Source organism: Pseudoalteromonas sp. SWYJZ98 (assembly GCF_015864495.1).
GTDB lineage: Bacteria > Pseudomonadota > Gammaproteobacteria > Enterobacterales > Alteromonadaceae > Pseudoalteromonas > Pseudoalteromonas distincta.
The window spans coordinates 1-1,665 of record NZ_JADYXA010000091.1 but is presented as its reverse complement, the minus strand read 5'-3'; the positions used below and the strand labels follow the sequence as shown (position 1 = coordinate 1,665).

The 1,665-nt window shown below is 55.9% G+C and carries 1 protein-coding gene and 1 pseudogene; both read right to left on the bottom strand.

What is annotated here, in order from left to right:
- Nucleotides 1-147: 147 nt before the first annotated feature.
- Nucleotides 148-465: a hypothetical protein gene (locus I6F10_RS19920; protein ID WP_197099306.1), complete on the bottom strand. Its 318-nt coding sequence runs from the start codon at nucleotides 463-465 to the stop codon at nucleotides 148-150.
- Nucleotides 466-636: 171 nt separating this feature from the next.
- A pseudogene (locus I6F10_RS19915) lies at nucleotides 637-1,665 on the bottom strand (hypothetical protein); the annotation flags it as partial.

Here is a 1,665-nt window from a genome sequence, read left to right as displayed (position 1 = left end):
CGAACAGCACTGGGTATCCGAACATTTTGTTCCAAAAGGTCAGCGTGCCGGCGTCCTTGGCGCGCTTGAGCGACATGACCGCGAGGAAAAACACCCACAGTGCGTAGAGCAGGAGGAAGGCGTAGACGGGGAAAAATAGGAGGTGGCTCATGGCAGTTGGCTCCTGAGTGCTGCGCTCTGTTCGTCCAGGGTTTTCAGACCCGCGTAGCCCTTGTTCTTGGCACGCAGATACTCAATGGTCAGCCCCATGGCAACCGCGCGTTCTTCAGCCAGCGCGATGATCGTTTCGCGGGTGATGCGCGGCATTAGGTGCTGGTCTTCCAGCGCTTGGATGCGCGCGACGATTTCAGCCTGACGCTCTGCAAGCGTTGGTGGTTCAGGCGGCACATATTCGGCCTCGACCTGGGCGAGTAGTGCCTCGTACTGCGGGGCGTCAGCGCCAAGGTCTGCGCGTAGCATGTCCATTTGGCCGTTGCTGTAGGCGTGGCACTTGATGACCGCGCCGCTTGCATCAACCCATGTTGCTTCGAGGGTCGCGGGGNTAGGCGTGGCACTTGATGACCGCGCCGCTTGCATCAACCCATGTTGCTTCGAGGGTCGCGGGGTCGTTTTCGTAGCGGATTGGTTGTTTGATAATCATGATGTAGAACCTGTCCTTAATTGGAAATTGATTACAAGCTCCTCTGAAAGTGTGCCGGTGGATATATTTGTCACTCTTACACTAAAAACCCCGTTTCCAGACCAATTAAGTTCAATCCTATAATTAGATGGATCAGGGGCACCGGAGTTGTATCCCCCGCAAACATCAATTAAACTTGTGGATAAGGCGTATGAATTACTCACGCTAAAGACCACAGCCGCGCCTGCCGATAATGCAGAACTGTTCATAGTTATCTGCCCGTTAGGTTTGTTAAGTGTCACGCCGGTGGTTTTGCTGGTTGCTTGAGTAACTGTACCTCCTGCTCCCGTGCCGTAACCCAGCGCGCCACGCAGCGCGAGCACATCACCATTCGTCCCCAAATGAAGCGTAGTCCCGCCTGGAGTTTCAATATTTATCGGGAGCGATGCGCCCGTTCCTATGGCTGTAGAGCGCAGCCGCGCGGTACTGCCGCTTATGGAAAAATCAAATTTAGCTGCGTTTGTCGGGTCGGGTCCGTTGTAAAGTGAATACTCTGAATAACCACCGGCCCCACTTGGCATCGCCCCCAATACCGTAGCGCCGTTAGTCGTACTCGTCTGAAACATCGCTCGGCTCGCAACGGTCGCGTTACTGAAATCCGCAGTAATACGCCTACCAGTTCCCGAGAAATTTACATTGCCTGCAATATCACCACCGGTATTATCTAACTTTTTGGTGTCCAGCTCGTTGACCTGCGCTTGCAGCTTGCCCAGAGCAACCAGCACCGTGTCTGCAGCAGTGATCACCGCGTTCGTCGCAGTGCTCAACCCTGTGAGCGCGATCCCACGCACCCACGCCGCGAGATTCGCAAACGTCAGCTTTTTGAGGACGTTGGACGCAGCGCTGTCAACAATGCCCAGTTCATCGGCATCGACCGGGGTTGCTTTGCTGGTGGCGGCGTGAATCAGCGCAGCCACATCACCAGCACCACCCGTGGCCCCGGTTGCTCCCGTGGGGCCTGTGCCGCCAGTGGCACCAGTTGCACC

Excerpts from the sequence above, each read along its gene's own strand:
- I6F10_RS19920 (WP_197099306.1), bottom strand. The coding sequence starts at position 465 with ATGGACATGCTACGCGCAGACCTTGGCGCTGACGCCCCGCAGTACGAG.